Source organism: Congregibacter variabilis, assembly GCF_045689235.1.
Taxonomy (GTDB): Bacteria; Pseudomonadota; Gammaproteobacteria; order Pseudomonadales; family Halieaceae; genus Congregibacter; species Congregibacter variabilis.
This window is the reverse complement of record NZ_CP136864.1, coordinates 2,758,608-2,783,777: the sequence shown is the minus strand read 5'-3', so window position 1 is coordinate 2,783,777 and position 25,170 is coordinate 2,758,608. Positions and strand designations below refer to the sequence as shown.

Below are 25,170 nucleotides of genomic sequence, written 5' to 3'. Positions count from 1 at the left end.
AAACGCTATGGACTGGAAAATTTTTTTAACGGTACTTGCTTCAGTTTTTATCGCGGAGCTGGGCGATAAAACCCAGCTGGCCACTATGCTGTTTGCAGCGGATAAAGAAGTGAGTAAGTGGACGGTGTTCTTCGCTGCGTCGGCAGCGCTGATACTGGCATCGGCCATGGGTGTGCTGGCAGGGAGCCTACTGTCTTCATACATCAACGAAAAGGTGCTGCACTACATAGCGGGGGTGGGCTTTATCATCATTGGTGCATTCACACTTTATAAAGCCTAAAACACGCGGTGGTGGGCGCTACAAAGGCCCGTAGCCCAATCTTTCTCGCCCTCTTTCAATGTCGGCTCTCATGTCTGCGAACAAGCTGTTCAGCCGTACCTGATCATCAATGAGCGCCCAGATTGCTGAGTCCTCTTCACCCGCCTCCCGCCAGCCCTTTTGGTACGCCGATTCAAACAATGCCAGTGCTTCTTCTTCACGGCCCTGTAGCAATCGTAATATCCCTTCCTGAAGATCGAAGCGGGGAGCTTGCAAGCCCTGAGATCGAGCAAGTGCCATATTCGCCGCAAAAGCATCCAACATTGGCAAAGCCAAAGGATGCTCTGTGACGTGCAATGCTGTTGCGGTCTCCGAAAACGGCGGTACGCCGGGAATATCTTTAACAAAGACCGCCACATCACCCCAGGTACGGTCAAAATAACGGGCAAGCTCCTCCCACTCTCCTGCATCGCCCAAAATTCGAATAAAACGCAGCTGCTGGCGATAAAATTCAGGCCGCTGGGCGAGCTGTTCGCGAGCCAGTGCGAGCGCTTCGTCGTGTTTGCCCAGACGCAAAAGAGCCCAAGGGTGCAGTGACTCAATGGGAGACTCCAGAACACGCGTGTACTCTCCCAGATCAAGGTAGATATCGTTCAAACGACTTAAAAAATAATTCTGTCCAGGCTCGAGTACCGTTGCTGCCTCGGCGAAGCGGATCGCCTCTACAAAGTCGCTTCTTTTCCACGCGTAAACACTCTCAGCTCGCAGCCGATTGGCATTATTAGGCGCAACCTGCTCCCAACGATCCAGTTGCTCGCGAACAGCTGCTAAATCGTTCAGCCCGGCATACGCCGAGACAAGATTGAGGTTGGCATCGACGTAGGCCGGGTCGTGCGCCAGCGCTTGCTCTAAATAAACGACTCCCTCTTTTACCTTTCCTTCTAATGCGAGAAAAAATGCCAAGTCGTTTTGCGCCACAGGAAAGTTCGGCTTAACGTCTATGGCCGCTCGGTAATACCGAATGGCAGCTTCATCATTATTTGTGTAGCCAAAATAGCTGGCAAGGCCAAACAGCGCATCGGGCGATTCTGGATCAAGATCAATCGCCCGGTCTATCCAGCGTTTTGCCCGCGGCAAGGCCTCCTCAAAGGGGATATTGCCCCAGGCGCCCTCACCATCCGACATTTGCAGCTCGTAGTAGGCACGCCAGACCAAAGCAGGCACATAATCCGGGTCAATCTCGATGGCCCGGTCCAGCGCCCCGGCAGCGGCCTGCAAGCCCTTTAAAGTGCCATCAGATGCGTGTTGTTTGGAGATCAGGTACAAGTCGTAAGCGTCAAGATCTGTTGCCGAGACCCGCACCTTGTTTGTTAGCTCTTGATTCTCTCCCAATAGCTGTGGTGTCAGCTCTTGCAGGATGGAGTTTGCAATGGAGTCCTGTACACCAAAAATATCCGTCAGCTCGCCATCGTAGGTGGCAGACCAGAGGTGATAGCCGTTATCTGCTTGAATCAGCTGCGCGGTGACGCGAATCTGGTTACCGGCTTTGCGCACAGAGCCCTCAAGGACGTGATCAACATCCAATACCTGAGCGATTTCGCGTAAATCGGTACTCTTGCCCTTAAAGGCAAAGGCCGAGGTCCGGCCCGCGACACTCAGGCCTTTAACCTGAGCAAAGACATTCAGCAGCTCTTCTGCAATGCCGTCGGCAAAGTACTCTTGATCACCATCCGGGGACATATCCACAAACGGCAAGACTGCGATTGACGGCTGGCCCGCAAAAGCATCAACAGCGGGCGAGCCTGAGTTGGCGGTCTGATCATCGCTAGTGGTCGCGTCCGGTAAAAACCGATCGCCGAGCACAATTCCGCCAAAGACCACTAGCGCAGCAATCAGAATGCCATCAAGGCGACGCCCCGTGTTCGTAGCAATGCTTTGGGATTCATCAACAGACTCGGTGCGCTTGACCCCCTCGGGCGTCAGCTCAAATGCCCAGGCAAAAATCACCGCCACGGGAAAACCGATGAGTAACAACAGCGCGACAAAGCCAGTCACCCACTCTGGCAGGGCAATGGCTGGAGCGAGCACATCGGTAATCTGCAACAAGCCCCAGGACACAGCTGCGTACAGTGCGGCCACGCGAAACACGTTGCGCCTTTTTAGTTCATTAAAAATCGAACTCATACCGTTACGCTCGCCAGGAGGTCTGGCCAATTTTAGACCCTTGCAGTGTATCCTGACGCTTGAAGAAATGCTTGATCGACCTTTAGCAATCCTCAACGTCCAATAAACAAACATCAACAAACAGTGGCAGGCTCCTATTCGCAATGACAATTTTTTCCAGGTTGCGTACCCGACTTACCGGCGGCACCGAAACCAGCGTGTATCTGGGCCGCGCTCTGGGTGAAATTGCGCTAATCGTCATTGGTATATTGATCGCCATACAGGTCGATAGCTGGAATCAAAACCGCCAGGAGCGACAGCAAGAGCAACGTTATATCGAACGCCTGCTGGAGGATATGCGCTTTGACATAACGCGAAGCAGTCAGTGGTTTGATCGCTTTGACGCTAAAGTCGCGGGCCTGCAAGCAGGCAAAGACTACTACTTTGGGGATTCAACGGCGCCGGAAACATCGCAGCTTCTGCAGAAAATTGGTATGGGAGGGGCTGGGAGCCGCGGCCAGACACTGCTGCCAAGTCCGACATTTCGAGAACTTATCAGCACAGGCAATCTTCGCTACATCAGAGATGCCAAGGTCAAAGCCGAAGTTCTCGACTATTACGCTTACAAAGAATTCATGGAGATCTACGTTGGGAATATGCGCAGCGCCTTTGCCGATTACGTCAACGCCGGCCGGCCCTTCAGCCCCGACGGGACTCTTCAAAATGATGAGCGTGACCTGCCGATTGCCTTTGCGCGATTTAAACGTCCGGAATTTTTGGAACTCATCAACGAGGAAATGACCTTTGGCTATTCCATCAACGCCGTGATGCGACTACAGATCGAGGATGGACAAACGCTTATCGCACTTCTTGAAGACTATCTGGACAGCTTTTAGAACCTGATGATCACCGCCAGGCAAACAGCGGCTGATCAAAATGCGCGACGCGGGTTTGGCGACCGAACATCGCCACCTCGCGAAACTGGTAGAGCATGGCGCCCGTGGGGGCAAAAATGGCGTCGTCATGAAAATTCATCGATAGCACTTCATGCTCGCTTTCTTTGATTTTTTGCAAATTCGGCGAATCACGCCGGGCGAGCTCTTTGAAAGAGAATGGCATTATCAGTTCGACCTCATCTGGATTCGGCTCCAGGTCACGCCAGTCCTTGTCGGTCCAAACCACCACGGGCGTAATCACGTAGCCTGAGCGCGTCGCGTAATCATCCAAGACACCCAGGACGCTTTCGGACCCCGCAAGAAGACTCACTTCTTCATGAAGTTCCCTAAGCGCTGCTTCAACGGCGGTCTCACCCTGATCCCGGCGACCTCCCGGCAGGGCCCATTGCCGAGAGTGGGCTCTCAAAGAGGCACTGCGTCGGGTGACAATAACGGCGGGACGATCATCGTCGCGACACACCGTTAGCGTGACAGATGCAGCCCGACGGCGGTTTAGCGCCATCTCTCTCCGCTCAAAAGAGCGCAGATGCTTTTCCAAATAGCCTCGAAGCAGCGGACTATAGCGATACAAATCCAGGGAAACTCTCCAGCAGGCAAAGCCTATGTGACCGGGTTTTGGGGTTTCAGGCCTAGCGAACTCTGATAAAACGATCGCCCTTGAAAGCACCAATATACAGATCGTTACCCACGGGCAGGGCTACCGTGCCGCCGCCTAACTCCTCGCCCTCAGAGCGATAGCGCACGCTGGGCTCAAAACTTTGCAGGTCCAACTCGACGATCTCAAAGGCAATTCTGTTTCGCTCGCCGGCTTCGGACACAATCGCCCGCAGCAGCGCAAACAAGGAAGCGTCATGCGAGGCCACTAGCAGAGTCCCGCTGTCAGACAGTGTGCTGTTATCGGGCTTACTCACGGCGACCCGCTTAAGCACCTCTCCGGTCTCAAGGTCATGTTCTCGCACCTCGCCATCTAGATAGAGGTTGAGATAAAAACTCTGACCATCGGCACTGAGCGTAATGCCGTTGGGATAAGCCCCGTCAGTGTGAGGAATAGCACTGTAGCCAGACTGTGGACGCCAACGATAAGCCCGGCCAGTATCCATGCCCACAGACCCCAGGAGCATCCGGGGTAACTGCATGGATGCAGTTATCGGGTCGGTAGCAATAAACCCGCCGTCTGCAAGACCTGCCACGTCATTAAATTGCGCATTCTCGGCTGCCATTACACAGCCTCGCCACTGCAAGCGCGGCGCAGCCTCACCACCACCTGTTACCTCAAAAAACTCTATGGATTCACGGCCCTCGTGGTTCACCACCAGCAGTTGCCATTGCCCGCTGGCGCGCCGGGACAAATCAAGGCCGTGGCTCAGTATCTGCGTGGGCACGCTGCAATCGGTATCTCCCCAATTCTCTGCGGCAACGACAGGATCCAGAGACGTTTCCACCGCAGCAACCGTTTCGCTCGCCAAAGAAAAGCCAAACAAATGCTTTGCCGGGGCCATGGAGCTGAGCAGCAAAAATTGATCGTCAAACAGAACAATATCTTCTGGTGCGTCTACGCCACAAAAAGCGTCTACGTCATTGTCTGCCGGTGGGTCGCTGCACGGTGCCGCCAAAGTGTTTGCAGACAATGCTAATGACGCTGCCAGGCCAAAACCCAAAGAAAGTCTAAGCGCAATTCTATGCATGGAGCGGAGTTCCTGGTGGAGGGCGACGCGTCGCGAAGGGTTATATCTTAATCCGAGAGCTCACCGTGTAAGAGTTCGTCCAAGGCCTTTTTATTCATTGCGGCACCTTCGCGGCTCTGCATAAACCGCTGCCGGTGTTTGGTGGTCTGACCACTTGCACGCTTGCGCCAGCGCCGAAAGCTCGATGGCTTTAGCTCTCGCCGCATGACACGGATTACCGCTTGCTCGTCGAGTCCCGTGCGCTCACGAATCTCGTCAAAACTCACGCGATCTGCCCAAGCCGCCCATATCACCCAGTCACTGGAGTCAGCCGGGGGCTCCGGCTTTCGCGTAAGCGTATAAGGTCTATCTCCTGTACGTGCCATTACGCCACCGTGGGTGACGATCGTGGATCATCACCATAAGCAAGAAAGTTGAAAGCTCGATCACGATCCTCAGTGCCAAAAGCGCGCATATCCACGCCAGGAAACACCTTGTCCTCCCAGGCAATCACGCTTTGCAGCCATTTTTTATCGGTAACCACGGCGATCTTTTTGAAGAAGGACACACCAAACTCAGAGAGAAACCGCATTTTGTCCTTAATTACGTCAAGTTCCACGCCGCTAAAGCCTTCGATCTCCTGGTACACCGATACCTTGCCATGCGCTTCAATTTTGTCCCGCAAGGCGTCGAGCGCCAACTGCATATCCTCTTCGGTAACCTTTCCACTGATTCGCCAGGCCACGGCATCTTCAATATCAAATTCTATAAATTCGAGCATCGTCATCCCCTTTTTTGGTATCCACGCTGGCTGTAGTTAAGCTAATAGCAGCTTAGACCATGAAGGCAGTTTGCTCCCTGAAACTGTCAGGCGCGGCGCTCGGAAAAAATACACAGCATATTCAACGCAAGCGTTGCGCCCGCCAGGGCGGTCACTTCTGATACGTCATACGCAGGTGCGACTTCAACCAGATCCATTCCTACCAGATTAAGTCCGCCCAAACCGCGCAAAATACGCAGGGCCTGGTGCGTAGAGAGGCCTCCAACAACGGGTGTGCCTGTTCCCGGTGCGTAGGAGGGATCCAAGCAGTCAATATCGAAGGTGAGGTAACAGGGGTTGTCGCCGACAGTTTGTCGAATCATTGCAATGGCTTCAGCCGCGCTGTGATCGTGAACCCAATCCGCGTCATAGACGTTGTAGCCATGAGTATCGGGATTGTGCGTGCGCATACCCAGCTGTATGGAGCGTGAGGGATCTACGGTGCCATCCTGAGCGGCGTGCCAAAACATGGTGCCGTGATCGATGCGCCCGGCTTCGTCTTCCCAGGTGTCAGAGTGCGCATCAAAGTGAATCAACGATAAAGGCCCATGCTTAGCAGCGCATGCTTTAAGCATGGGATAAGTAACAAAGTGATCACCACCTAAGGCAAGTATCGCGGTATCCGTTGCCATAATGTCCCGGGCCTGAGCTTCCAGCACCGCAGGGACCTCGGCCGGAAGTCCCGGATCAAAACCAAAGTCACCGTAATCGACCACTGAAATACGATCAAAAGGGTCAAAGCCCCAGCCATTTACCGCCGTTTCCCAAGAGAGATTGCCTGAGATATTGCGAATAGCCCGAGGGCCCAAGCGAGCTCCAGATCTGTTCGTCGTAGCCAGGTCATAAGGAATCCCCACCACCGCAACATCAATACCCGCAAGATCCCGAGTGTAGCGCCGGCGCATAAAACTCGTAGCACCACCGTAGGCAGGCTCAACAATTGTGCCGCGATCACTATCGCGCATAAACGCAAGATCCGTCTCGAACTCCATAACTGTTTTCCTAAACTCCTTTTATACGATCAGAGCATAGCGCCCTTGACGCGGCAAGAGCGAGCTCCATAGGTTTACGCATTTCGCTCGCTACGAGCAAGGCGTAGAATGCTGAAAGACTCAGGCAATCGGTGCTAAATGCTTAAGGTATTTCTTATTAACGGCGCGGTCATCGCGCTTGCCGTGGTGATTCATTACGAATTTCTTTACCAGTTCACGATGGTAATGCCGCGGCTGCGTATTCGACATAGATTCCGCATCTTGCTGGGTGTTTTTGCCGCTCTCACGGCACATACCCTGGAAATATGGATCTTCGCCGCAGCCTACTTTTTTATGGACAAGACGGCAGGCTGGGGACACTTACAAGGAAGCTATGACGGCTCGCTACTGAGTAGCGTGTACTTCTCGTTCACCGCATTTACGACGCTGGGCCTGGGTGACATCGAACCCACGGGCAACATGCGCTATCTGGTGGGGCTTGAGTCTCTTACCGGTTTTGTACTCATCACCTGGACCGCATCATTTTTATACCTCGAAATGACTCGCTATTGGGACAGGGACTAATACGGAAGGCACCATGAGCACACTGAACATTCGGGAAGCCACACCCAGCGATGTAGCCGAGATTCTGCGTTTCATCACTGAACTGGCAGTATACGAGCGTGAACCTGATGCCGTTCTGGCAGACGAATCACATATTCACAACACGCTATTTTGCGAGGCGCCCAAAGCCTTTGGGCTGATCTGCGAGCAACCTGGCAGCGATGGCTCTGAACCGGTAGCCATAGGCTTTGCGATCTATTTCTTCAACTACTCAACCTGGTTGGGTAAACACGGGCTGTATCTTGAAGACTTGTATGTCACGCCCGAAGCAAGAGGCTTGGGTGCCGGTAAATCGCTGTTAAAAACTCTGGCGAAAATCGCGCTGGACAATGATTGTGGGCGCTATGAGTGGAACGTATTACGCTGGAACACACCTGCCATCGAGTTCTACGAGGCCTGTGGAGCCAAGCCTTTAAGTGAGTGGGTGGGCTATCGCATGGATCGTGACGCTATGGAGGCATTTGCCAACAGCCCAGAGTAAACAAACCTCAGCCGTCTTGCTCAGTGTCGCTGTCGTCGGCACCTGTCCAAGCAAAGCGAGGCATTGAGCTACCCTCCACAACAACATCTTCCTGAAACATTGCCAAGGGGCGAACCCACAAACCCCGGTCCCCATATAACGGGCGGTACAGAGCTAGATATTCATCGGTCTCTGAATGTCTCGCCACGCCAATGACCTCATAGTAAGCACCTTTGTAATGCTGGTATCGCCCGGGCCGTAACGTCATAAAAGCTCCTTAAGTGATTGAAGAACTGCGGTAAACCGTATCGATTATGCGACAAGCCACGAAAAACACAGGTCGCAGGACGCGTCAGTCTCTTTATAATGGATGTTATGCCTCTCGATCGCGTTATTGAAGACAAGCGACGGCTCTTCTGGCTCCTGCAACTTGGGGGTTGGAGCAGCTGGGCGGCTACGTTTTATCTGGGCATTATCGTTTGGGGCGAGCCACCGGAAAATTATCTGGTTTACCTCCCCATAATCGTCTCAATCGGTATGTTTATTACCCTGGCGCTACGCTGGGTTTATCGCGTGACCTGGGATCGAGCATTGGGGACCCGGGCATTTGCAATTTTGGGAGCCTCCTACTGCGCAGGCGTGGTCTGGGTGCTCTGTCGCTCGGTGCTTTTTTACAACCTGTTTCCCGAAGAGCTCGAGAAACTGGAACCCGAACGCCTGAATACCCTCGCCATGTACTTTAGCAATTCCATTTCCGGCGTCTCGGTGATGCTGGTATGGAGCGCCCTATATTTTGGCATCAAGTACTACCTGCTGAATCAGGAAGAAAAGCAGCGCTACCTGAAAGCCATATCCATGGCCCATGAAGCCCAGCTAAAAATGCTTCGCTATCAGCTAAATCCCCACTTTCTGTTCAACACGCTTAACGCCATCTCGACGCTGATCCTCGATAAAGACACCGAGCTTGCCAATGGCATGGTCATGAAACTCTCACGGTTCTTGCGTTACTCCCTGGACAATGACCCCATGCAGCAAATCACCGTTGCAGAGGAGGTCGAATCCTTAAAGCTGTACCTGGATATCGAGGAAGTGCGCTTCGCCGAGAGGCTCACTCTGCACTTTGCGATCAGTGAAGATGCCCAGCAGGCCTTAATGCCCTCGCTATTACTACAACCTCTGGTAGAAAACTCCATCAAGTATGCCGTGTCGCGATCCATCAATGGGGGCTCTATTGCCGTTTCGGCCAGTGTTGAGGACGGCTGCCTGCAACTGTCTGTTGCCGATGACGGGCCGGGGCTGGATCTCCGCCAGGGTCGTCTACCCAAAGGTGGGGGTGTGGGACTTGCCAATACCCGAGAACGGCTCACACAAATTTACGGAAAAAAACAAAGCTTTCGCCTTAGCTCTACCGAACCCCACGGCCTCACGATTACCATTTGCATACCACTTAGCTACGCCACACAGGAGGCTGCATGAGCACCTTATCCGCGATCATTGTCGACGATGAACATCTAGCGCGACGTGGACTGTCCGTCCGTTTGCAGCAACTACCAGAAGTAGACGTCATTGCCGAGTGTACTAATGGAGAGGAGGCGCTGCGTGCCGTTGCCCAACACAATCCGGATTTACTGTTTTTGGATATACAGATGCCCGGCATGGACGGCTTCGAGGTAGTCGAGAACCTCCAGGGCGATGACATGCCTATGGTGATCTTTGTGACGGCCTACAACGAGTATGCGGTGGATGCCTTTAAGGTCCATGCCATCGACTATGTACTCAAGCCCATAGAAGACGATCGCCTCCACGAAGCCGTGCAGCGTGCCATCGCCCATCGCGAACAGGAAGCCAGCACCTCCGGCAAGGAAAAACTCGTCAAGTTATTGATGAGCATGACCGGTGAAAGCGCCGCCGGAGTAGAAGCCATGGTCGAAGGTAGCGGCGGTAATGGGGATAGCTGGCCAGAGAAAATCACCGTCAAGGACGGCAACGATATTCAATTTATTCGTGTCACAGACATTGAATGGGTAGACGCGGCGGGGGACTACATGTGTATCCACGCCTCGGGCAAAACGCACATCATGCGCATCACCATGAAGCAGCTTGAGGGAATGCTGAATCCGGCCGTATTTTTGCGAGTTCACCGCTCAACCATCGTTAACAATCGCTGTGTGACTGGTGCTCAGACCCTAACTAACGGTGAATACCTCCTCAATCTGGAGGGCGGCACCCAGTTAAAAGTGAGTCGAAGTTACAAGGATCGTATTCGAGAGTTTCTTGTCAGCTAAAACTCAAAACCGGTGTAGCCGCACCGCTGACAGCTTCTTTAACCGTTCCGATAATCGTCGATTCAACACCCCGATCTTGCAACGCCCGCCGGGCGGCCTGGGCCTGCGTCCCCGGGAACGCCATTAAAAGGCCACCACTGGTCTGCGGATCAAACAGTAACTGAGCCTGCAGTGGCGACTGCGCGGGCAGTAACCAACGCTCTGCCAGAGCCTGACGGTTTGGCTCATGCAAAGTGCTGAATACCCCTTCAGCCATGGCCTGCAGAGCACCTGGCATGACCGGAAGCTGATCCAGACATAATTCTGCACAGAGCGTCTCATCAAGCATTTCCAATAAGTGCCCCGCCAAACCAAAGCCAGTAATGTCAGTGACTGCTGTAGCATTGAAGTCCCGAGCCACCGCGGCAGCAATGGCGTTACTCTGCTCCATGCTCATCAACGCGTCTTCAACATGACGGCCATCGATCAGGCCCTGCATATGCGCCGCGCATATCGCACCGCTACCCAGTTTTTTGCTTATCAGGAGCTGATCTCCCGCACCAGCGCCGCGCTTGTGCAGCGCCGAGCACCCTACTTGCAAGACGCCGTTGACCGCAAAGCCCAACTGTAGCTCGGGTCCCTGCATGCTGTGGCCCCCATTGAGTCGGCAGCCCGATTCTTCAAACACCGACAAAGCACCCTCCAGAACGAAGCGTAAGTCTCTGTGCAGCAATGACGGCGCCGCAAAGGGCAGTGTCACCAACGCCAGGGCGGAGTGTGGCTGGGCACCGCTGGCATAAAGGTCTGACAGCGCATGTTGAGCTGCAATGCGGCCCATGCGCCAGGGGTCGTCTACAAGCCCCCTTATGGCATCCAGAGACTGCACAACAGACAGCGTGGTTTCCAGAGGTGCCGCGTCATCAAGAGCTCCGGCCTCAGGCATAAGCTCTGGATACAGCTCGCGCAACTCGCCAAGCACCGCATGCAGCGCATCGCCGGATACTTTGGCACCACAACCACCACAGGGAGCTTGCTGTGGGGAGGGGTCCCGGGAGTTCTGTGTTTTTTCAGAGCCGCCCATTTCGAGCGTCGGCAAGTTGCTAAAGCGCTGCATAAACTCCCGGTCAATGCGATCTTTCCAGCGCCAAACCCAGGCACCACGGACGCTGAGACCATTACGCTGCGCCACGGCCAACTTTGGACCTAATGCCAACATAGAAAGGAACCCCGTCTGAGGCTTGTGATTGCGCAGCGGAGCTCCCGTAACAAATGATCCAAGATTATCGGCGAGAACCGGCCCCTGCCGCACCGCATACACACCCGCCTTCGGTCTGGGATGTCGATACTGGGTGGCGATATCACCGGCGCCAAAAACATTGGGAAATTCCGTGCTTTGCAGACTGTCCTCAATCCGCATGAACCCGCGCTCATCAACGGGCAGCCCACTTTGCTTTATCCAAGGTGCAGCGGCTGCACCGGTACACCAGATGAGAGTGTCGTAGTGCGCGGCATCTGCCGAATCAAATTGCAGCCGGGTGCTTGTAACCTCGCTAACGCGATGACCGCACAGTAGCGAGACGCCGAGGGTTTCCAGTTGGCGTTCCACAGCCCGTTGCACACCTCGCGTGTAGCCCGCCAATATCTGCTGGCCACCACAGTAAAGGGCGATGGCCGGCTTTTGTTCACCCAGGCGATGCGCAACGGCTAGCGCGATCTCAACACTGCCGGCACCTCCACCGACAATAGCAATACGGCGGCTTGCCAAGTCGTCGTCGCGTGCCAATGACTCCCAGCGATTCCAAAGCCCTGCCACCGGCTTTACCGGGATGGAAAACTCCCGCGCGCCGGGAACCGAATCCAACTCTGGCTCAGAGCCAATATCAATGGATAAAACGTCATAACCGACTTGTTTACGTGCCCGGCAATGCAGGCGGCGGGCCCGGGGATCGAGGGACTCCACGGTATCTACCAAAAAGCGTACGCCCGCCCATTGGCAAAGACGCCGCAGGTCGATATGGGTTTCTTCAAAGCCATAGTGCCCGGCTAATAAACCCGGGAGCATGCCCGAGTAAGGTGTGAATACCGCAGGGGAGATCAATGTTATTCGCAGCCCGGACGGTCGAGCCATCGCCAGCTGTCGCAGCACCAGCACGTGACTGTGACCTCCGCCTACCAGTACCAGATCCTGCTGCGCAGGCTCCCTAGCTAGCATCGACGAGCCGCTCGCTCAAAAACGCGCGCAGTTGACTGCGGTCTCCGCTGCACAGGCGACGTCCTTCGCGTCTGGAGAGTTGGTAGGCATACATTGGGTCGTAATAATCAACGAGCATGCGCCGAATCCACTCCCGGTGCTCCTCGGCATTCCCGGTGTGTTGCTGTGTATCAAATGCCGACTGCATGAGTTTGGCTATCTGTTGGTAGCGCTCGCCCCCCAGACGTTTTTTGGTGCGCTCAAGATCGCCCAGCAGTCTCTCACAGTGGGCATTCACACTCGCCTGGCCGTGAACTTGTCGAAAACGCTCTCCGAGATCGAGGATGTAGTCTTCGAAAACTACCTGAACACGCTCCTCCACCGGATACTCAAGAACCAGTAGCGAAGCCTCGCTCATGCGTTTACGCAGCGAGTCCGGCAGCGCTAAACGGCCAATGAGCTGCCCTTCATCCTCGAGTATCACCGGGCCTTCGGCTTGGGAGAGCTTTAGCAGAGCGATAGCAAGCGCGTTTTCAAAGTCGATTTGAGTGGGCTGTTCTTCGATCAGTCGCCCAAAGGCTGAACCACGATGTTTTGCCAGGCCTTCAAGGTCGATAGATCTGGGAAGTTCATTAATGAGACGGGTTTTTCCGGTACCCGTTGCGCCGGCAATCAAAAGGATTTCGGCCCGCTGGGATAAGGTATCCAGGGTATCAATAAGAAAACGCCGCATGGCCTTGTAGCCACCGGTGATTCGCGGGTAATCGACGCCACTGTCACGCAACCACTGCTGCACCAACTGCGATCGCAGGCCGCCGCGAAAGCAGTAGAGATAGCCATCAGGATGCTCACTGGCAAACTGTTTCCAGCGGGTCATTCTTTGCTCACGCAAATCGCCGGCAACCAACTGGTGACCCAGCGCAATCGCCGCTTCCTGTCCCTGCTGCTTATAACAGGTCCCCACCGCCGCCCGCTCATCATCACTCATAAGCGGCAGGCTTTGTGCGCATGGGAAGGCCCCTGCAGCAAACTCTGTGGGTGCGCGAGTATCAAGCAAAGGGGTGTCTGCTAAAAACAGACGGGCGTAGTCAGCGCTGTCACCCCGGGATGTCATGCGCTAGCTGTTGTCTTCGCCACCGAAGAGCGCGATGAGACGATCCTGTATGGCGGTAAGCGCTGGCGCCATGAGCGCAAAATCCGCGTCCATTCGCGCCAGGCGATCTTCATCCATCAATTCATCGTTCTCCTTGACCAGAGACTCCGAAAACTTGAGTCGGCGAAGACAAAGATCATCACCCAACACAAACTGCAGCTGCTCGTTCCACCCCAGGGCGATGCGCACCACCTGCGTGGTTCCTTGTAGATGCTGACGCACCTCATCACTGTAAAGATCAAGCCCGCGACAGCGTACCACCGCAGCCTGCTCGCCCACATCCCGAAGCTCGCACTCATCCCGGGCCTGCAGGTCTTGTGGGAGACTGGAATGGGCCAACCAACTGGTCATGGCTGCCGCAGGTGCATGGGCGGTCTGAGGCAAGATCACCGGAAAGCTACCGACACATTCTCGCAACAGGTTCAGAGCTTCTTCGGCCCGGGAGGCACTCGCAGAGTCCACCAGCACCCAGCGAGCCTGCGGGTCGATAATCAAGCGCAGTTCGGCATGGCGGCTAAACGCTCGGGGCAGACAGTCCTGCGTGACCTCGTCTTTAAGCGAAAGCTTCTCTTTACGGTAGACCTTTCGTCCCTGCTGCGCCTCAATGCCCTCCACACGCTCTTTTACCAGGTCACGCACCACAGAAGGTGGAAGAATTTTCTCTTCCCGGCGCAGGCAGATCATTAGACGACCATCGGCAGAGTGCACAAGGGTTTGCGCGCCCTCGCCAAGCGCAGGAACCCAGCCCACGGATAGGGGCTGGGCTGGAGTGCAGGCTTTGAACTCCCGAGTAGAGAGCTTTTCTTCAAGCTGCTGCGCAGAAAACTCAAGGCCGCGAGTCATGCGGTATGCCCGCAGATTTTTGAACCACATAGCTAAGATTGTCCGGCGAAAGGGCGGCACATTCTACACAAGCAGTCGGCCAATACCACGACAAGAACACCGCGATATGAACCCGAGAACCCAAGCAATCACCATAGACTTGCCGCCGGGCGGGCAGCTGCCTAGTATCAGGACACTTTTGTTTAACAGGATGACTTACATGCGCTATCTGCACACCATGGTTCGCGCGCGCGATCTCACAGAAACATTGGACTTTTACTGCAACAAGCTGGGCCTGGTGGAAACCAGCCGCTACGACAGCGAGCAAGGCCGCTTTACCCTGGTGTTTCTGGCAGCTCCCGGAGACATCGCAGAATCTGGTGATAACAACGCGCCGATGGTTGAAATCACCCACAACTGGGACCCCGAGGAATACGACGGCGGGCGCAATTTTGGCCACCTGGCCTATCGCGTAGATGATATCTACGCGACCTGTCAGCAATTGATGGATGGCGGCGTCACGATCAATCGTCCTCCACGAGACGGTCACATGGCGTTTGTACGCTCTCCCGATGGCATCTCCATCGAGCTGCTTCAGGCCGGCGAATCCCTTGCGCCTCAGGAACCCTGGACATCCATGCCCAATACCGGCAGCTGGTAAGCAGCGCCGGTGAACCAGTCCTTCGCCACACGGCTCATTGTCCGGGTCACCACGGTGGCCGCAGTAGTCATTACAGGGGGGCTGTTTATTGACTATTCCATATCCCGGGAGCGGATTGTGGATAGTCTGGAACAGGGGGCACGCGGCTCTATCTCCGCCGCTGTGCTACGCATTGCGGAACTTACTACGGGACTGGAGGCTTCTGTACGGTTTTTGGGGGAGGCTATAGAGGAGGTGCCCAACGAAAGCAGGATAGATACCGTCTTGCGCAGCGTACTCGACAGCAACCCTCATATATTTGCCGCCGCTATTGCGCTGGATACTGCCTACACGAGCTCGTCTCAAGGCTTGGCGCCCTACCTTTATCGTAAGGCTGGCAGCCTTCAGCGAACAAACCTTACCGGCGCGCGCGCCCCCTACTGGGAAGAGCCCTGGTTTGCCAAAATCAGAGATTCGGGACGCGCAGCATGGGTGGAGCCCTACTTTGAACCCACCGGAGTCAAAGCCCAGATAACCACCTTCTCTGCGCCTCTCTATCGTCAGACAGTTAACGGTGCAAGGGCCTTTATTGGCGTGGCGACCATCGATCTGCGTCTCACAGATCTTTACGAGTACCTGGACGACTTGAGTATCGACAGTGAGGGCTTCGGATTTTTGCTCACGTCCCGGGGCACATTGATAGGCGCTCCTGAGCAAAAAGTCATTAGCGCACCTATAGCTGAGGTTCTGGACAGTGAAGAGGTTTCAAACTGGGGAGAGTGGCTCAAGGACACAAGCGCCGACCCCAGACGCACCACCGTCAGCTGCCTCTCAGGCCAGGGGCTATGCCAACTGCGCGTCGCAGCAATAGAAAACAGTCAGTGGAGCGTTGGCGTTGTTTATTCCGAAGAGACCTTGCTTGGGCCCCTGCGTGATTATCAAATGCGTCTACTGGTTATGGGCGCAGGAATGCTCATCCTTATGGCTGTTGTGGTCAGCATGATTACCAAACGGCTCATAGCGCCACTCGTCGCTCTATCTGCGGCAAGCCAATCGATTGCCAGAGGCGAGCTTGATGTGCCTCTCCCCGAAGTAAAAGCCACTGATGAGGTCGGTCAGCTGGTCAATGCCTTTGACAGCATGCGACAAGATCTGGGCCACTATATCCGCGATCTCGAATCCGCGGCAGCACAGCGAAGCAGGATGGATGGCGAGCTGAGCGCGGCACGCGAGATACAGATGGCAATGCTCCCGCAAGGCGGCAAGGCCGAGCTACATGGGGAGTCTGTGGACCTCTGGGCGCACGTGCGACCCGCGCGCGCCGTGGGGGGCGATCTTTATTCTTTCCATCAGGTCGGACAGCAACTGCTCATAACCATCGGCGATGTTTCTGACAAAGGTGTACCGGCGGCACTGTTTATGGCCAGGGCAATCAGCCTGATTCAGCAGTGGGAGGTCCTGCCTGCCACTGTCCCCCCAGAAATAGCATTACAGCAGCTCAACGAAGGATTAACTCGAGACAACGACAACTGTATGTTTCTCACGCTGTTTATGGGCGTGCTTAACCTCGATACTCTGGAGCTACGCTTCGCGAGCGCCGGTCACAGTGCACCGGTGTTACTGCGCGAGGGACTGACGACCCTGCTTGAACAGGAGCGAGGCCCAGCCCTGGGGCTTCAAGAAGGACTCAGCTTTCCCGTCAATCACCTGCAACTTCAAAGGGATGATCGGCTCGTGATTTACACCGACGGTTTTGATGAGGCGCAGAACACCGCAGACAAGATGCTCGGAGAAGCGGCGCTGTGTGAGATTCTTGCTGGTCCGGATATCCTTCCATTAGATGAAGCCGGAGAGGCGATATTTGCTGCCGTGGACAAATTTACTGACGGCGCTGTGCAGTTTGACGATATGTCCCTGATGCTCCTGGAAGTGCCGGGCGAGCGACGCGCGGCTTTGCAATCGGAGCACAGCTCTCTGGAGATTAATTCCGCCTTGCCTGCTCAGGCCGCACGCTGGCTCGAGAATCAATGGCAAGCCCAGGGCCTGCCAGAAAATGCGCTTCACGATATGCAGCTGGTGCTCGAAGAGGTGGTCTGCAATATCCGTGACTACGCCGAAGTAGGAGACAAGGCTACGCTCAGCCTCGGTCTGGAGCGCTTCAGCGATCGCGTTGAACTTCAGTGCATCGATCCCGGTCACGCCTACAACCCGCTGCAAGAAGCCCAGCGCTCCGCCCTGGGCCAAAGCACAGAAGAGGCCAGCATCGGTGGCTTGGGACTGCATCTGATAACGCGGCTCACCACACGACAGTCCTATCACCGTGAGGAGGGTCGCAATATACTCCGCTTACGAATGAACCTACCGCTAGACGGAACAAGCACCGCCACCGGAGATTGAACCATGAACCTCGATACCCAACTCCACGAAGATAAAGACAAATCCCTTCTTCGCGTGAGTATGATTGGCGGCCTGAACACCGATACTGCACCGGGCTTTGAAGCCACGCTCGCCACTGCTATCGCCGATGGCTGGCAAATGGTTCTTCTGGACATGAAGGCGCTGGACTACGTCAGCTCCGCCGGTCTGAGGGTCATTTTCAAAGCCGCAAAGCAGCTCAAAAGTGCCGGGCGCAGTCTCGCTGTTGCCAACCGTCAGCCACAGATAGAAAAAGTCTTTGAAATTCTTCAGGCCTTACCTGATATGGCAGTTTTCTCTAATGATGCCGAACTGGATGAATACCTGGATGCGATGCAGGCCAAAGTGCGGGATTTGGGTTCTCACTAAGGCTCGGTCTCAGCAGCCTGATTTGTCTTCCTCAGCTATCTGCTTCTATTTTCTTAAAAATCGCAGTATCCACTGAGCCATACGCTCTGTGGCCGGCTCCTCAGAAAGAGATGCAATACCTGATTGGTAGACGGGCTCCGTCACGATCTCTCGACGAAACTCCATGATTGCCCGAGAGTAATCGTTCACAAATTCAGGGTGTCCCTGCAATGTCAGAATATGCTCGCCAATCTGACAAACCGCATTAGGACAAAAGTCGCTGCTCGCCAGCACCTTCGCGTTGGGAGCATTCAGGGTTACCTGATCCTGATGCGTAACCAGAATCGGAAACTCAAGATCTCCATCGTCAAACCAATCAGGCCGCTGGGAAAAACGATGCCGATGCATGCCAACGCCCCAGCCAGCACCCGCTTTTTCTGTACGTCCGCCCAGAGCCTGAGCGATGAGCTGATGCCCAAAGCAAATACCCACGAGCTTTTTACCTCTGGCATCGAGTTCGCGCACAAAGTTCATCAGCGGCTCTATCCAGGGAAGGTCGTCATACACACTGTGTCGGCTGCCCGTCATGAGATAAGCGTCTACTTCATCAATCTCATCTGGGTACTCGCCCAGGCGAACGTCGTAGGTGACAAACTCAAGATCAGCGTCTCTGCTGCCTAGTAGCTTGGCAAACATATCCGGATACTCCCCGAATTCGCCGACCCACTCATCACGCACTGCATCAGTTTTTAAAATTCCAACTTTCACGGATTACATCCCGACAAGAAGTAAGGAGCGAAGTCTACGAATCCTGATCACCAACTGTCTATATCCCGCAAGAGGGAGGCCCAGAGTGCGTTACCATGCACGCATGAGAAATCGTGTTTTTACAGCGCCTCTGCGCAGCCTCTTTCTGCGTCGAATTTTCACTCATTCGAGAGCGAAAACTCGCATTGCCATGGCACTGTTACTCAGCTGTGTTGCTGGCAGCGGTATTGCTGCAGACGCGACAACTGCCACATTCGTTGGTAGCGACACCTGCTCCGGCTGCCACAAAAGCGAACACACCCAGTGGCAGGGTTCTCACCACGATCTCGCTATGCAAAAACCGGCTCCTGACACTGTCTTGGGAGACTTTGATAACGCCAGCTTTGAGTACTTTGGTGTGCAAACCCGGTTTCTTACCCGCGACGGCAATTACTTTGTGCGCACAGATGGACCCGACGGCAGCATGAGTGAGTATCAGGTGGCCTGGGTGTTTGGTGTGGATCCGCTGCAACAATATCTTTTGCCCATGGAAGATGGGCGCCTGCAGGCCCTGGCCATCGCCTGGGATAGCCGCCCGGCGGATGAAGGCGGGCAACGTTGGTACCACCTTTTCCCTGATGAAGAGATCCTCTACGACGACCCTCTGCACTGGACCGGCCCTTATCTGAACTGGAACACGCGCTGCGCCGAATGTCATAGCACCGATGTACAAAAAAACTATCAGGCAAGCAGTAGAACCTTTGCAACCACATTCTTTGAAGAAGACGTCAGCTGCGAAGCCTGTCACGGCCCCGGGAGTCAACATGTGGCCTTAGGGTACGAGGGACGTCTTGCAAGCGACTCACCTACAGGCCTGCAAACAGACTTGAGCGCCCGGGGGCGATGGTACTTCCCCGAGGGTGAATCCATCGCGCGGCGCAAAACGCCGCTTACCGATCAGCGTCAGATCGATAGCTGCGGCCGCTGCCATGCGCGCCGAGGCACTCTTGGAGACTACGAGCACGGAAAGCCTCTATCGGACACCCACCGACTCTCTTTGCTGGGGCAACCGCTGTATCACCACGACGGACAGATTCTGGATGAGGTGTACGTGTATGGCTCCTTTGTGCAAAGCAAAATGTCGCAGGCGGGCGTGGTCTGCGCCAACTGCCACGAACCACATTCCAATGAGCTTCGTGCGAAGGGTAATGGAGTTTGCGCCCAATGCCACAAGGCTGAGGTCTTTGATTCGCCGCAGCACCATAATCACCCGGCCAACTCGCCGGGCGCACAGTGCGTAAATTGCCATATGCCCGCACAAACCTACATGGGTGTTGACGCGCGCCGCGATCACTCCATGCGCATCCCACGCCCAGACCTGAGCGTGATGATCGGAACACCTAACGCCTGCACTCAGTGTCACACTGACCAATCACCCGATTGGGCTCTGAATGCTTTGCGCGACTGGGGTAGCAGCTTTGGAAATAGCAGCAACCATCCCGCCGTTGCCATGGCGGCGTTGCAGCGCGGCGATAGCCGCAGTGTTCCCACACTGCTGGAACTGGCCGCAGACGAAACAGCAAGTTCAATCTGGCGGGCAACCGCGTTGGATCGGGTCTCTGCCAGTGGTGCACAGGGTGTGTTGCAGGTCGCCCAAGGATTACTCATATCTGACGACCCTCTGTTACGCATATCCGCAGTGAGAGCATTGCAGTCGCTTCCTCCCATGCGCCGCTATCTGGCTCTGGCCCCATTGATCAAAGACCCAGTGACCGGGGTCCGTATGGAAGTCGCCATGAGCCTTGCCCCGGTTCCTCTGGCCGAGCTTGGCGCCGAGCGGCAACAGTCACTGCTGGCCTTGTTCGACGAATACAAAGCTGTGCAAAGGCAACATCTCGATATGCCCGCTATAAATATGCAGCTGGGTATTTTTAATATGAACCGGGGTGATTTTCCCGCTGCAGAAGCCGCGTACCGAGAAGCACTGGCACTAAACCCTCAGCTCATATCTGCCTATCTGAATCTTGCTGATCTGTTACGCGGGCAAGACCGTGAGAGCGAAGCAAAGAGTCAACTGGAAGCGGCACTTAAGGTCAGCCCTCAAAGCGGTGATGCCATGCATGCGCTGGGTTTGCTGGAAGCTCGGGGTGGCAATCGCGATGCAGCGCTGGCCTGGCTCGGCAAAGCCGCCGCCGTTGAGACAGTCGGCTCGCGCCACCGCTTTGTTTACGGAGTGGCCCAACATGACTTTGGCGATATGACGGGCGCGCTAGCCACCCTGGGACAGCTACACAACGCACTGCCCGCAGATGAGCAGGTTTTGCTGGCGCTAGCGAACTACAGCGTGGAAAGCGGCAATCGTGATCTTGCCGGGCGCTATGTTAAAAAGCTGATCTTGCTGGCACCGCAGAATCAAAACTACCGACGTTTGGCCGCCAGCCTGGGAGTTAACCCGGAGGCGTAAAAACCAGCTGTCCCGAAACGGGTACAGCAGTACTGATGCTTTTAAGTCCTGCAACTTCTCGAAGAATTTCGATGCCTCCATCGAGACCAAAGTCTGCCGCTTTCACCACAATGGGCTCGCTGATCACGACCTGCAAGCCACCGTCATTAAGGCGTGTTACCAGCACCTCGGCAAGATAAGACTGCGTCGTTCCATGAAGATCGACCTCGACCTCTATGGATGTATCGCGAGTTTCACCCACAGGTAATTTCGTCAGTGAGGGGGGTACTTCGGCGCGCAGCATTGCGGCAGGAAAACGCACTGTCTCAAAAAGCAGCTCGCGCATGCGCTGATTTCGAATCGGTACCAGTGTCTCCACACTGTCTAAATCCAGCGCGACCTGCGCTGCACCGGTATCACTGATGCCGCCGGTAAGAGCCCTAAAGTGATGCAGCTCAGCCACGCTGGCATTTTTCACCGACATAAACTGCACGGTGGACCGCTGGCCATCAAGCTCCCAATCTGCGAGGGCTCCAAGACTGCTTGTGAGTAACAGGAGTGCACCGGCTAAGGTGGTGACCGTTTTTGACAGCAATTTCATTGCATTTTCTCTCGTGTTTATTTCGTAGTTTTCTAACAACAAGCTAAAGGCTAGCAGCTTCCCTGCGCATTAACAGGTCGGCGCCTGGCTTTAGTGTGAGCTCTGCCACTTGGCAAACTCGTCTACCGTGGCATAGGAGGTTTGCGTACCTTTGCCGGTAACACTGTGCGAGGCGTAGCTCACCGCACGGCCAAGTGCGGTTGCAACGTCTGTGTCCGCCGCAAGCTCTGCGGCAAAGCAGCCAATAAATCCGTCCCCGGCACCGGTCGTATCCACAGCGCTTACCGTGGGCGCACTCACATGCTGTCGCTGATCACCGTGCATCCACAATGCGCCCTTATCGCCAAGGGTCACAATGAGGTTCTTGAGTCCTTTTGCTAAAAGAGTGCTAGCTGCGGCAGCAATCTCGTCATCATTGCCTACCGGCATGCCGGTGAGAATCTCCAGTTCAGTCTCGTTAGGCACGAAGTAATCGCAACGACAGGCGTAATCGATATCAAGCTCGGTACTCGCCGGCGCTGGGTTCAGCAGTACGGGAATACCATTGCTGTTACCAAAATCGATGGCCGCGTAAACGGTCTCTAAAGGAATCTCCAGCTGCAGGATAATCATGCTGCATTGTTTTAGCTCTTCGGCAGCAGCATGGAGATCAGCAGGAAGCAGGTGCATGTTGGCGCCAGGAATAATCAAAATACGGTTCTGAGAATCCGCATCTACCCATATAGGCGCGACGCCACTGGAAACACCGGGAACCTTGTTCACGTGCTTTGTACTAACGCCATACTTCTCGAAGTTAGCCAGCGTATTGTCGGCAAAGGCGTCGTCACCTACGCGGCCCATCATCAGGACATCCGCGCCAAGTTTCGAGGCTGCGACGGCCTGATTCGCGCCCTTACCCCCACAACCCATAGCAAATTCGTTGGCGACCAGCGTTTCTCCAGCCTTGGGGACGGTGTCGGTATAGGCGATGAGGTCGACCATGCAGGAGCCGATAACAGCAATTTTCATATGTGTGCTTCCGTTCTTATTCGATGCGCGACAGTGTAGCCTAACCGACCTTAAATTCGTCTGCATCAAGGGCTTAATACATGGATAGCAACAGTTATGACAACGCTGCCATCGCAGCGGCCATCGATCACACCCTGCTCAAGCCCGAGGCCCGCGCAGTGGACATCGATCGCATTTGCGAGGAGGCGCTGGAACACCGGTTTGCTGCAGTGTGCGTTAACAGCCTCTGGGTCCCACGGGTAGCCGCGACACTTGCAGGCAGTACAGTCAAAACCTGCTCAGTGGTGGGATTTCCTTTAGGCGCATCACTCCCCGCTGCAACTGCTGCAGAGGCGCGCGAGGCCATTGATGCCGGCGCCGGCGAAATCGACATGGTGATGTCCATTGGCGATGCCCTCGCGGGAGACTGGAAACTCGTTCGCGATGGCATAGCCACGATTTTGGCAAGCTGCGCGGACACCCCGCTAAAAGTCATTTTGGAGACCTGCCTGCTCACCGAGTCGCACAAGCGCCTGGCCTGCGAAATCTGTCGTGATCTGGGCGTAGCCTTTGTAAAAACGTCCACAGGATTCAGTACCGGCGGCGCCACCGTTGAGGACATTGCCCTGATGCGCAGCGTGGTGGGCCCTGATCTTGGCGTCAAAGCGTCCGGTGGAATTCGAGATCGAGAAACCGCGATAGCCATGCTGGAGGCCGGCGCTAATCGCCTGGGCTGCAGTGCGGGAGTGGCGATTGTTACCGGTGGGACGGGGTCAGAAGGCTACTAGGCCCCCGTGCATCTTAGCGAGTCTGGAGCGCGACACAGGCCACTGCATTCGGGGGTCGCAAAAAGCGCCATCCATGGCAGCTCGGCGGCGTCCATACCCATAAACAGGGGCAGACTCTCCATGGACGCCGACGCCCCCTTATCGCAGCAACCTGCATCGCGCTCCAGACCGTGCAAAGAGCCAGCGCCTTACCTCGAGTAAACGATCAGCCCAAGACCGACAAAGAACAAGGCGAACATCGCGGTGATCATGCTGGATGTGCCGGCCGGTGCGTCTTTGAACTCTTTCCAGATAAACACGCCCCAGAAAGCCGCCACCATGGTTGCGCCCTGACCTAGACCATAGGAGATCGCAGGACCTGCGGCGCCCGATGCGATAAAGCTAAAAGAGAAGCCGACACACCAAATCGCACCGCCCAAAATACCTACCAGGTGCAAGCGCGGGGTTCCCTTACTGAAGTACTCACCGATGGGCGCAACCTCACCCGAGATAGGCTTGTACATTAGTGGCACAAGCCAAATAACGTTCGAGACAAGTAATCCCACCGCAAACACAACGCCAGCGCTGTAGGGCGTCATGAGACCCGCTTCGGGGTTCGCAAAATCCATAGAGATAGAAGCCGCGACAAAGCGATAGAAAAATCCCATAGCGATGCCGGCGATCACAGAGATTGCCAGGCCTTTACCCACGGAGCGCCCTTCATCCTGCGGCAATCGCGCATAAATCAGTGCGCAGACGATAATCGCAGCGGTGACCAGACCCACACCCGCAAACAAAAACACCGGATCACCGAGCGGCTCTGCCAGGTAGTTGCTCACAACGCCGATAACCAGAGCCAGACCGATAGCAACCGGGAATGCCACAGCCATACCGGCAATATCAATCGCCGTAACCAGCAGAATGTTAGCGAGGTTAAAGACAACGCCACCGATCAAGGCGGATTGGATGGCATCTGAACCTGCCTGAGAGATATCAGGCATAAAGGCTCGGCCTTCTTCGCCGGTAGAGCCGATGGTAAATGCGAACAGCAGTGTCAGCAGCAGAACACCCAGAGAGTAATCCCAATAGAAGAGCTGGAACTGCCACTCGTTGCTGGCGAGCTTTTGGGTGTTCGCCCAGGACCCCCAGCAGAGCATGGTAATCAGGCACATCGCGACGGCGATGGTATAGGACTCAACAATGAGCATGGCAGTTTCTCGTTTTTATTAACCAAGGACCGCCATGATCGGGCTGCGGGGTAAAAGTTTCAAGCGCTACTACGAGAGAACAGAGCATTAATAAACATCATCAGGGGTAATGGGAGCTCGGTTATCGATACGCTGTGCGTCATTCAGCTAAATCGGCCCTTACCTGATCAACTTGCGCGCTGGAATACTCGGCGGACATCTCAAGGTTTCCCCACACCGGTGCTGGCCAGCAGGGGTCGCCCTCCCGCCGCCCGATAACATGCAGATGCAGCTGAGGAACGACCAAACCCAGAGCACCAACGTTTACCCGGGGGTATGCGAAGGTCTCCTTCAAATAGTGGTTGATCCGACTTGCTTCGCTCAGCAGACCCTCACGCTCATCCGCCGGTAAATCCAGTAGATCTATCGAGTCTGTATGGGGCACAAGAATGAACCAGTGCAAGGCGGCGTTGCGATGTAAGAGCAGCTCCGCTGAAGAACTTGTGCGGACCCTGTGACAGTCCTTGGCGAGCGTAGGATGTAATTGCCACTGTTTACTCGTGCTCATTCAAGCCTCAAAAATATACGCGTACGGCACAGCATTCTCCGGTGCAATGATTTCAAGGTCAAAGGGACTGCGGGATCTGTAGGGCCGGTGCACTGAGATCTGAATCACAATTTTTGAGTG

General features: G+C 55.1%; 26 protein-coding genes. 11 read left to right on the top strand and 15 right to left on the bottom strand.

Annotated elements, in window-relative coordinates; all coding sequences use genetic code 11:
• Nucleotides 1–7 precede the first annotated feature (7 nt).
• Nucleotides 8–280: a TMEM165/GDT1 family protein gene (locus tag R0135_RS12360; RefSeq protein ID WP_407347168.1), complete on the top strand. Its 273-nt coding sequence runs from the start codon at nucleotides 8–10 to the stop codon at nucleotides 278–280.
• 18 nt (nucleotides 281–298) lie between these two features.
• Here R0135_RS12360 and R0135_RS12355 read toward each other — a convergent pair whose 3' ends face one another.
• Nucleotides 299–2,443 (bottom strand): tetratricopeptide repeat protein, encoded by a 2,145-nt coding sequence (locus tag R0135_RS12355; protein WP_407347167.1) that lies wholly within the window; start codon nucleotides 2,441–2,443, stop codon nucleotides 299–301.
• A gap of 143 nt (nucleotides 2,444–2,586) precedes the next feature.
• Here R0135_RS12355 and R0135_RS12350 point away from each other — a divergent pair, with 143 nt between their 5' ends.
• Nucleotides 2,587–3,318: a DUF6090 family protein gene (locus R0135_RS12350; RefSeq protein ID WP_407347166.1), complete on the top strand. Its 732-nt coding sequence runs from the start codon at nucleotides 2,587–2,589 to the stop codon at nucleotides 3,316–3,318.
• A gap of 10 nt (nucleotides 3,319–3,328) precedes the next feature.
• Here the strand turns inward: R0135_RS12350 and R0135_RS12345 are convergent, their stop codons facing one another.
• The 5 genes from R0135_RS12345 to speB form a co-directional block, all read right to left on the bottom strand.
• Nucleotides 3,329–3,880 (bottom strand): NUDIX hydrolase, encoded by a 552-nt coding sequence (locus R0135_RS12345; protein ID WP_407347165.1) that lies wholly within the window; start codon nucleotides 3,878–3,880, stop codon nucleotides 3,329–3,331.
• 127 nt (nucleotides 3,881–4,007) lie between these two features.
• Nucleotides 4,008–5,063, bottom strand: a complete 1,056-nt coding sequence (locus R0135_RS12340) for an SMP-30/gluconolactonase/LRE family protein (RefSeq protein WP_407347164.1) — start codon at nucleotides 5,061–5,063, stop codon at nucleotides 4,008–4,010.
• Nucleotides 5,064–5,110: 47 nt separating this feature from the next.
• Complete coding sequence (locus R0135_RS12335) at nucleotides 5,111–5,428, bottom strand: TIGR03643 family protein (protein ID WP_407347163.1); 318 nt, start codon at nucleotides 5,426–5,428, stop codon at nucleotides 5,111–5,113.
• Complete coding sequence (locus tag R0135_RS12330; RefSeq protein ID WP_407347162.1) at nucleotides 5,428–5,823, bottom strand: STAS/SEC14 domain-containing protein; 396 nt, start codon at nucleotides 5,821–5,823, stop codon at nucleotides 5,428–5,430. Before R0135_RS12330 ends, R0135_RS12335 begins: the two co-directional genes overlap by 1 nt.
• 86 nt (nucleotides 5,824–5,909) lie before the next feature.
• Nucleotides 5,910–6,854: an agmatinase gene (speB, locus tag R0135_RS12325; RefSeq protein ID WP_407347161.1), complete on the bottom strand. Its 945-nt coding sequence runs from the start codon at nucleotides 6,852–6,854 to the stop codon at nucleotides 5,910–5,912.
• Nucleotides 6,855–6,992: 138 nt separating this feature from the next.
• Between speB and R0135_RS12320 the strand changes: the two genes are divergently transcribed.
• Together R0135_RS12320 and R0135_RS12315 are read left to right on the top strand one after the other, a co-directional pair.
• Nucleotides 6,993–7,418: an ion channel gene (locus tag R0135_RS12320; RefSeq protein ID WP_407347160.1), complete on the top strand. Its 426-nt coding sequence runs from the start codon at nucleotides 6,993–6,995 to the stop codon at nucleotides 7,416–7,418.
• Nucleotides 7,419–7,431: 13 nt separating this feature from the next.
• Entirely contained in the window at nucleotides 7,432–7,938 is a 507-nt protein-coding gene (locus tag R0135_RS12315; RefSeq protein WP_407347159.1) for a GNAT family N-acetyltransferase, read from the top strand.
• A gap of 7 nt (nucleotides 7,939–7,945) precedes the next feature.
• Here the strand turns inward: R0135_RS12315 and R0135_RS12310 are convergent, their stop codons facing one another.
• The gene (locus tag R0135_RS12310; RefSeq protein ID WP_407347158.1) at nucleotides 7,946–8,185 is read right to left on the bottom strand and encodes a DUF1653 domain-containing protein; all 240 of its coding nucleotides are present in this window, start codon (nucleotides 8,183–8,185) and stop codon (nucleotides 7,946–7,948) included.
• Nucleotides 8,186–8,283: 98 nt separating this feature from the next.
• Between R0135_RS12310 and R0135_RS12305 the strand changes: the two genes are divergently transcribed.
• Complete coding sequence (locus tag R0135_RS12305; protein ID WP_407347157.1) at nucleotides 8,284–9,393, top strand: sensor histidine kinase; 1,110 nt, start codon at nucleotides 8,284–8,286, stop codon at nucleotides 9,391–9,393.
• Nucleotides 9,390–10,202, top strand: coding sequence for a LytR/AlgR family response regulator transcription factor (locus R0135_RS12300; protein WP_407347156.1), 813 nt, complete (start codon nucleotides 9,390–9,392; stop codon nucleotides 10,200–10,202). The genes R0135_RS12305 and R0135_RS12300 overlap by 4 nt, the downstream gene beginning before the upstream one ends.
• Here the strand turns inward: R0135_RS12300 and selD are convergent.
• From selD to R0135_RS12285, 3 genes are read right to left on the bottom strand one after another with little or no spacing between them, the layout of a single operon-like run.
• Nucleotides 10,195–12,393, bottom strand: a complete 2,199-nt coding sequence (gene selD / locus R0135_RS12295; protein ID WP_407347155.1) for a selenide, water dikinase SelD — start codon at nucleotides 12,391–12,393, stop codon at nucleotides 10,195–10,197. The two genes, R0135_RS12300 and selD, sit on opposite strands and share 8 nt — an antisense overlap.
• Nucleotides 12,383–13,486: a tRNA 2-selenouridine(34) synthase MnmH gene (gene mnmH, locus R0135_RS12290; RefSeq protein ID WP_407347154.1), complete on the bottom strand. Its 1,104-nt coding sequence runs from the start codon at nucleotides 13,484–13,486 to the stop codon at nucleotides 12,383–12,385. Before mnmH ends, selD begins: the two co-directional genes overlap by 11 nt.
• A 3-nt stretch (nucleotides 13,487–13,489) precedes the next feature.
• Nucleotides 13,490–14,368 (bottom strand): recombination-associated protein RdgC, encoded by an 879-nt coding sequence (locus R0135_RS12285; RefSeq protein WP_407347153.1) that lies wholly within the window; start codon nucleotides 14,366–14,368, stop codon nucleotides 13,490–13,492.
• 199 nt (nucleotides 14,369–14,567) lie between these two features.
• Here R0135_RS12285 and R0135_RS12280 point away from each other — a divergent pair, with 199 nt between their 5' ends.
• Genes R0135_RS12280 through R0135_RS12270 form a run of 3 tightly spaced genes read left to right on the top strand, consistent with a single transcriptional unit; the run spans nucleotide 14,568 to nucleotide 17,771 of the window.
• Nucleotides 14,568–15,008, top strand: coding sequence for a VOC family protein (locus R0135_RS12280; RefSeq protein ID WP_407347152.1), 441 nt, complete (start codon nucleotides 14,568–14,570; stop codon nucleotides 15,006–15,008).
• 9 nt (nucleotides 15,009–15,017) lie between these two features.
• A complete protein-coding gene (locus tag R0135_RS12275) occupies nucleotides 15,018–17,384 on the top strand; it encodes a SpoIIE family protein phosphatase (RefSeq protein WP_407347151.1) in 2,367 nt (788 codons plus the stop codon).
• Between the two features lie 3 nt (nucleotides 17,385–17,387).
• Nucleotides 17,388–17,771, top strand: a complete 384-nt coding sequence (locus R0135_RS12270; RefSeq protein ID WP_407347150.1) for an STAS domain-containing protein — start codon at nucleotides 17,388–17,390, stop codon at nucleotides 17,769–17,771.
• Nucleotides 17,772–17,816: 45 nt separating this feature from the next.
• Here R0135_RS12270 and R0135_RS12265 read toward each other — a convergent pair whose 3' ends face one another.
• Nucleotides 17,817–18,518 (bottom strand): glutamine amidotransferase-related protein, encoded by a 702-nt coding sequence (locus R0135_RS12265; RefSeq protein WP_407347149.1) that lies wholly within the window; start codon nucleotides 18,516–18,518, stop codon nucleotides 17,817–17,819.
• A gap of 190 nt (nucleotides 18,519–18,708) precedes the next feature.
• Here R0135_RS12265 and R0135_RS12260 point away from each other — a divergent pair, with 190 nt between their 5' ends.
• A complete protein-coding gene (locus tag R0135_RS12260; protein WP_407347148.1) occupies nucleotides 18,709–20,961 on the top strand; it encodes a tetratricopeptide repeat protein in 2,253 nt (750 codons plus the stop codon).
• Here the strand turns inward: R0135_RS12260 and R0135_RS12255 are convergent.
• Nucleotides 20,945–21,541 (bottom strand): YceI family protein, encoded by a 597-nt coding sequence (locus R0135_RS12255; RefSeq protein WP_407347147.1) that lies wholly within the window; start codon nucleotides 21,539–21,541, stop codon nucleotides 20,945–20,947. The two genes, R0135_RS12260 and R0135_RS12255, sit on opposite strands and share 17 nt — an antisense overlap.
• 90 nt (nucleotides 21,542–21,631) lie before the next feature.
• Nucleotides 21,632–22,549 (bottom strand): ribokinase, encoded by a 918-nt coding sequence (rbsK, locus tag R0135_RS12250; protein ID WP_407347146.1) that lies wholly within the window; start codon nucleotides 22,547–22,549, stop codon nucleotides 21,632–21,634.
• An 80-nt stretch (nucleotides 22,550–22,629) separates the two neighbouring features.
• Between rbsK and deoC the strand changes: the two genes are divergently transcribed.
• Nucleotides 22,630–23,316 carry a deoxyribose-phosphate aldolase gene (gene deoC, locus R0135_RS12245; RefSeq protein ID WP_407347145.1) on the top strand — a complete coding sequence of 229 codons (687 nt, stop codon included), beginning with the start codon at nucleotides 22,630–22,632 and terminating at the stop codon, nucleotides 23,314–23,316.
• Between the two features lie 188 nt (nucleotides 23,317–23,504).
• Here the strand turns inward: deoC and R0135_RS12240 are convergent, their stop codons facing one another.
• Nucleotides 23,505–24,503 (bottom strand): multidrug DMT transporter permease, encoded by a 999-nt coding sequence (locus R0135_RS12240; protein WP_407347144.1) that lies wholly within the window; start codon nucleotides 24,501–24,503, stop codon nucleotides 23,505–23,507.
• A gap of 139 nt (nucleotides 24,504–24,642) precedes the next feature.
• Nucleotides 24,643–25,050 (bottom strand): HIT family protein, encoded by a 408-nt coding sequence (locus R0135_RS12235; protein ID WP_407347143.1) that lies wholly within the window; start codon nucleotides 25,048–25,050, stop codon nucleotides 24,643–24,645.
• Nucleotides 25,051–25,170 lie beyond the last annotated feature (120 nt).